This is a genomic window from Streptococcus sp. k-378, assembly GCF_013277505.1.
Lineage (GTDB): Bacteria > Bacillota > Bacilli > Lactobacillales > Streptococcaceae > Streptococcus > Streptococcus pseudopneumoniae.
Genome location: NZ_VMNC01000046.1, coordinates 1 through 5,922 on the forward strand (window position 1 = coordinate 1; position 5,922 = coordinate 5,922).

Sequence of the window (5,922 nt, forward strand, 5' to 3'; positions counted from 1 at the left end):
ATATCTACGGCAAGGCGACGTTGACGTGGTTTGAAGAGATTTTCGAAGAGTATTAGTCTTTATTTTCGTATGGCAAGATCAAGTTCAAGATGATTCCTGTCATGGCTGAAAGAGCAGTACCTGAAAGTGTAACTGGACCAAGTTTAAGGACAGCTCCTCCAAGTCCAAGAACCAACATAGCACTTGCGATGATGAGGTTTCGCATTTGAGCGAAATCAACACGTTCTTTAATCAAGACTTTCAAACCATTGCTGGCGATAACCCCATAGAGAAGGATTGACATACCACCAAGTACAGCGTTTGGAATAGTTGAAATCAAGGCAGTGAATTTACCAAGGAAGCTGAGGGCAATCGCGATGAAGGCAGCGTTACGGATAACTGAGACAGAAGCGATACGAGTCATACCGATAACCCCTGTATTTTCTCCGTAAGTTGTATTGGCTGGTCCACCAAGGAAGGCAGAAACAGAAGTTGCGATACCGTCACCAAGAAGAGTACGGTGAAGACCTGGTTCTTTTAAGAATTGACGGCCACAGATTTGACCCAAAACAGTATGGTCTCCGATATGTTCAGAAATTGTTACGATAGCGATTGGCAAGATAGCGATGGCTTCTGGACCAAAGTAAAGATTGTATTCTTTAAAGGCACCACCTGTGTTAAATGGCAAGTAGAAACCAGGAATTTCAAACCAGTTAGCTTTAAGAACTGGTGTAAAGTCAACCAAGCCAAGAGTTAGTGCGAAGAGGTAACCACCAATAATGGCAAAGAGAAATGGAATGATTCGTAGGAATCCTTTTCCCTTTGTATTGATAAAGGCAGCAATCAAGAAAGTAACAACTGCTACAAGAGCATTTTTCCAGTTTCCATCAGCTACAAGACCAGCGTTGGTAACAGCTGAACCTGCAAGTCCAAGACCGATAACGATAATCATAGGTCCGATGATGATTGGTGGCAAGAGTTTATCAATCCATTTTGTTCCTACAAATCGGATGCTGGTAGCAACAAGGACATAGACCAAACCAGTCAAGATAACTCCAGTTTGAGCAGCAGATATATCTCCTCCCATTTCCTTCATAGCTAGTGACATAGCTGTGATAAAGGCGAATGAAGAACCTAGATAAACTGGAACTTTAAAACCAGTTGAAATCATGTAGATGAGTGTTCCAACACCTGAAGCAAAAAGGGCAACAGATACAGGCATTCCCAAAATCAAGGGTACCAAGATGGTCGCACCAAACATGGCGAAAACGTGTTGGAAACTAAGGAGAATTCCTTTTCCAGCTGAAGGACGTTGGTCAACGTCTAGTAACAAATCAACAGTTGATTCTTGTTTCATATAAACCTCACTTTTGGGCATCAAAAAAGAGCCCATTATTTTACAGCAATAGGCCCTCAGAGTAAGACTTCTCTAAAATCTAGATTTTAGAGAGTTTCAAGTATTTCTGCGTCTTCGTCACCTCACGGGATGACATTAAAAACCTTTGCTTAGGATAGTATAGCAGAAAAAAATGATTTTGTAAATCATTTTTTCCCGAGCCTAAAAATAAGAGAGCGAGGTTGATTTTGTAAATCATTTTTTCCCGAGCCTAAAAATAAGAGAGCGAGGATGACTTTGTAAATATTTTTTTACTAAAAAATTTAAAGCGGGCGTTTATTTGGCATACCAGCCTTTCTTGGGTATTTGTTGGGCGTTTCTTTTTTCTTTTCTACCACTGTGATATAACGCGGATCTCCATTTGGTAGGGCGTAGCTGAGATTGTCTTCGACTTTACTAAAAAGGAGGTTGAGGGCATTCTTAGCTTCAAATAATTCCTCAGGCGCATTGCTGGCCTTGAGTGCCAATAGTTTACCACCAACTTTAAGGTAAGGAATTGTCAATTCAGACAAGACCTGCATACGGGCTACAGCACGAGCTGTTACAAAATCATACTGAGCACGGAAGTTCTTGTCTTGGGCAAAATCTTCGGCACGTCCATGGTAGAAATGAACACCATCCAAATCCAGTTCTTGAGCTAAGAGTTGGAGGAAGTTGATACGTTTATTGAGCGAATCAATGATGGTCACATCTAACTGAGGATAGAGGATTTTCATTGGTAGACTAGGAAATCCTGCACCGGCTCCAATATCAAGCAATTTGATAGTTTCATTGGGAATCAAGCCTTGCAGAATAGGTGCAATCGAATCGTAAAAATGTTTGAGATAAACTTCTTCTTTGTCCGTAATGGCTGTTAAATTAATCTTTTCATTCCACTCGACTAAGAGTTCAAAATAACGTTCAAATTGTTTTTTTTGCTGGTCCGAAAGTGGAAGATTTTGCTCGGCAAGCAAGTTGTAAAATGTTTCTGGTTTCATAGTTATTTCCTTCTTTAGTATCATCTTATTTTACCACAATCATTAAAAATTTGATATACTGGTACTAATCTAAAAGTAGAAAGGACTTATATCATGACTTGGATTATTCTTGGAGTTATCGCTCTTGTTGTTATTTTTGTGATTGTTAGCTATAACGGTTTGGTTAAGAATCGTATGCAAACAAAGGAGGCTTGGAGCCAAATTGATGTTCAGTTGAAACGTCGAAATGACCTCTTGCCAAACTTGATTGAGACTGTAAAAGGTTATGCTAAATATGAAGGTTCTACCCTTGAAAAGGTGGCAGAACTGCGTAACCAAGTGGCAGCAGCGACTTCACCAGCAGAAGCTATGAAAGCTAGTGATGCCCTCACTCGTCAAGTTTCAGGTATTTTTGCAGTTGCAGAAAGCTATCCAGATTTGAAAGCTAGTGCAAACTTTGTTAAATTGCAAGAGGAGTTGACCAATACAGAAAATAAAATTTCTTACTCTCGTCAACTCTATAACAGTGTTGTCAGCAACTACAATGTAAAATTAGAAACTTTCCCAAGCAATATTATCGCTGGAATGTTTGGATTTAAAGCAGCAGATTTCCTTCAAACACCAGAAGAGGAAAAAGCAGTTCCTAAAGTTGATTTTAGCGGTTTAGGTGACTAAGATGCTGTTTGATCAAATTGCAAGCAATAAACGAAAAACGTGGATTTTATTGCTGGTATTTTTCCTACTCTTAGCTCTTGTTGGTTATGCGGTTGGTTACCTCTTTATGCGGTCTGGGATTGGTGGTTTGGTTATCGCACTGATTATTGGCTTTATCTATGCCTTGTCCATGATTTTTCAATCAACAGAGATTGTCATGTCCATGAACGGGGCGCGTGAGGTTGATGAACAAAAGGCACCAGATCTCTACCACGTAGTGGAAGATATGGCTATGGTCGCTCAGATTCCTATGCCCCGTGTTTTCATCATTGATGATCCAGCCTTAAATGCCTTTGCGACAGGTTCTAACCCTCAAAATGCGGCGGTTGCTGCGACTTCAGGTCTACTAGCTATCATGAATCGTGAAGAACTAGAAGCTGTTATGGGACATGAAGTCAGTCATATTCGTAATTATGATATCCGTATTTCGACTATTGCAGTTGCCCTTGCTAGTGCTATCACCATGCTTTCTGGTATGGCAGGTCGTATGATGTGGTGGGGTGGAGCAGGTCGCAGACGAAGTGATGATGACCGAGATGGAAATGGTCTTGAAATCATTATGCTAGTGGTTTCCCTACTAGCTATTGTACTGGCACCTCTCGCTGCAACCTTGGTTCAGCTCGCTATTTCTCGTCAGAGGGAATTTCTGGCAGATGCATCTAGTGTCGAGCTGACTCGCAATCCCCAGGGAATGATTAATGCCCTAGATAAGTTGGACAATAGCAAACCTATGAGTCGCCACGTCGATGATGCTAGCAGTGCACTTTATATCAATGATCCTAAGAAAGGGGGAGGGTTCAAAAAACTCTTTTATACCCACCCACCTATCTCAGAACGGATTGAACGTTTAAAACATATGTAAAATGAAGGCTGGAAAAAGTCTTTAAAATCTGAAAAACGCATAATATCAGGTGTGAAAACTTGATATTATGCGTTTTATTATGGGAAGATTTACTTCTTTTTCTCCTAAAATTGTGTTTTTGCCCCACATATTTGCGATGTTGAAAATTTATAAATCTTGAAAATAAACTAGCTCCAAACCGTGTTCTGTTAAGCGATAGATGATTGAACAGATCTCTTTTAAGAAACAACGGTCATGCGAAACAGTGATGAGACCACCAGGATAAGTGGCAAAGAGTTTTCTAATTTCGGGTTGAGAAGTTGGAGAAAAGTTTCGTGTGGGTTCATCTAGCAGGAGAAAGTTTGGTTTGCGCAAGACTAAATCCAAAAGCAGGAGTTTTCCTTGTTGTCCGCCAGATAAGAAGCGAATTTGATGCTGCATTTCTGGATAACTGAAATTGAGACTGGCTAAGTGAGATTGGATTTTTTGTAGTTCCTCTTTTTCCCCAGTTTTACTTAGATAGGCTATTGGTGATAAATCCAATTGCAGTTTTTGCTGGTAATCTTGTGGCATATAACCAAGCGAAATCTCTCTTTTAGCATTAAAAAGTTGCTGTAACTTGGCTAATAGGGTCGATTTTCCAATACCATTTGGCCCTATAATACCGATTTTTTCTTGGCCACGGACAGTTAATTGTAGTTCTTGCACCAAAATTCGCTCGCCAATGGATAAATTTTCTTTTTCCAGTTGGATTAAGACTTTAGAAGTAGGTAATGGCTGTATATCTGAGAAGAAAAGTCTGATTTCTTCCTCTTCAAGTGGCTTTTGGGTCATGGCCTGAGCTGCTCTTTCGTAGCGTTTTTCTTGTGAGAGGACAGTTTTCATCTTTTTAGCCAATAGGCGACCGGCAGTACTGTCTTTGGTAGCTCGAAGAGCAGTTTTTACATTTTGTTTAACTCGTTGATGTTTTTCCATGGTTTTATCGTAGGCTCTTTGGTCGTTGGCTGCTTGCTGGGTTTGTCTGGCAAAATTAGCCTTTCTCTGCTCACTATAACTATCATAGTCTAAATGCTCTACTAGTGTTTCTGCTTCTTTACGGTGCTTGACCAGTCGCAAGTGAACAGTAGTGTCTGCCGTTTCAGAAAGAAAGTCCTCATCATGGGAAATGAAAATAACGGTTTGCCGAATCTTGCGCATTTGACCTTTTAGCCAATCAACCGTCTCAAGATCCAAGTCATTTGAAGGTTCATCTAAAAATAGAATCTCAAAAGGTTTGGCTAACTCATGGATGAGCTGAATTTTCAAAGCTTCACCCCCTGATAGACTACCAATCTCTTGGTCGCTTGCGAAACGATTGCTATCAAAATGCAATTCCTCAGCTAAACGATAGAGGACACTGTAATCTAAATCAATAGTATCTAAAAAGAAGTAGTCGTGTAGAGTTCTATTTTTCAGGTCCTCAGGAAGTTTTTGAGGAATGTAGGCTATTGATTGATAATCAGATTGAATGTCTCCCCCGATAGTGAAATCAGGCAAAGTTTCCCCCATTAAAATTTTAAGTAAGGTGGATTTGCCATTTCCTTCTTCACCAATAATAGCTACCTTTTCCCTGTCTTGGATGGTCATGCTGAGGTCAGAGACAAGGTCTCGTAAATCTTTGTTTTGTGTGATGGTCAGGTGATTGATTTTTATCATATGATTGCCCTTTCTAGAATGTTGATACTACATAACAAAAAGCTCTACTTTACCTAGTAGAGCCTAAAGTCTATGTCAAAAAAACTCTATTAATACTCTTCGAAAATCTCTTCAAACCACGTCAGCGTCGCCTTACCGTATATATGTGACTGACTTCGTCAGTCTTATCTACAACCTCAAAGCGGTGCTTTGAGCAACCTGCGGCTAGCTTCCTAGTTTGCTTTTTGATTTTCATTGAGTATAAAAACCTTCTCATAAGCTTTTCTTGTTTTAAAGAAAAAATTACTCCTTCATCTGACTCTCTGCATCAGCCACAACTTGCTCTAAACTAGTCTGACCAA

General features: G+C 40.0%; 5 protein-coding genes. 2 read left to right on the forward strand and 3 right to left on the reverse strand.

Features of this window, described 5'->3' with window-relative positions:
* Positions 1–52: 52 nt before the first annotated feature.
* Both HT719_RS05475 and rsmG read right to left on the reverse strand, forming a co-directional pair.
* On the reverse strand, positions 53–1,336 hold the full coding sequence (locus tag HT719_RS05475) for a solute carrier family 23 protein (RefSeq protein ID WP_171039201.1): 1,284 nt from the start codon (positions 1,334–1,336) through the stop codon (positions 53–55).
* A 302-nt stretch (positions 1,337–1,638) separates the two neighbouring features.
* Positions 1,639–2,352, reverse strand: coding sequence for a 16S rRNA (guanine(527)-N(7))-methyltransferase RsmG (gene rsmG, locus HT719_RS05480; RefSeq protein WP_172928497.1), 714 nt, complete (start codon positions 2,350–2,352; stop codon positions 1,639–1,641).
* Positions 2,353–2,445: 93 nt separating this feature from the next.
* On the opposite strand from rsmG, the gene HT719_RS05485 reads away from it, so the two are divergent.
* Complete coding sequence (locus HT719_RS05485; RefSeq protein ID WP_000219828.1) at positions 2,446–3,006, forward strand: LemA family protein; 561 nt, start codon at positions 2,446–2,448, stop codon at positions 3,004–3,006.
* A 1-nt stretch (position 3,007) separates the two neighbouring features.
* A complete protein-coding gene (htpX, locus tag HT719_RS05490; protein WP_172928499.1) occupies positions 3,008–3,907 on the forward strand; it encodes a zinc metalloprotease HtpX in 900 nt (299 codons plus the stop codon).
* Between the two features lie 147 nt (positions 3,908–4,054).
* On the opposite strand, the gene HT719_RS05495 is transcribed toward htpX, so the two are convergent.
* On the reverse strand, positions 4,055–5,581 hold the full coding sequence (locus HT719_RS05495) for an ATP-binding cassette domain-containing protein (RefSeq protein ID WP_172928500.1): 1,527 nt from the start codon (positions 5,579–5,581) through the stop codon (positions 4,055–4,057).
* Positions 5,582–5,922 lie beyond the last annotated feature (341 nt).

Coding starts and splice junctions, on each gene's coding strand:
- HT719_RS05475 (WP_171039201.1), bottom strand. CDS start 1,336: ATGAAACAAGAATCAACTGTTGATTTGTTACTAGACGTTGACCAACGT.
- HT719_RS05495 (WP_172928500.1), bottom strand. CDS start 5,581: ATGATAAAAATCAATCACCTGACCATCACACAAAACAAAGATTTACGA.
- HT719_RS05485 (WP_000219828.1), top strand. CDS start 2,446: ATGACTTGGATTATTCTTGGAGTTATCGCTCTTGTTGTTATTTTTGTG.
- rsmG (WP_172928497.1), bottom strand. CDS start 2,352: ATGAAACCAGAAACATTTTACAACTTGCTTGCCGAGCAAAATCTTCCA.
- htpX (WP_172928499.1), top strand. CDS start 3,008: ATGCTGTTTGATCAAATTGCAAGCAATAAACGAAAAACGTGGATTTTA.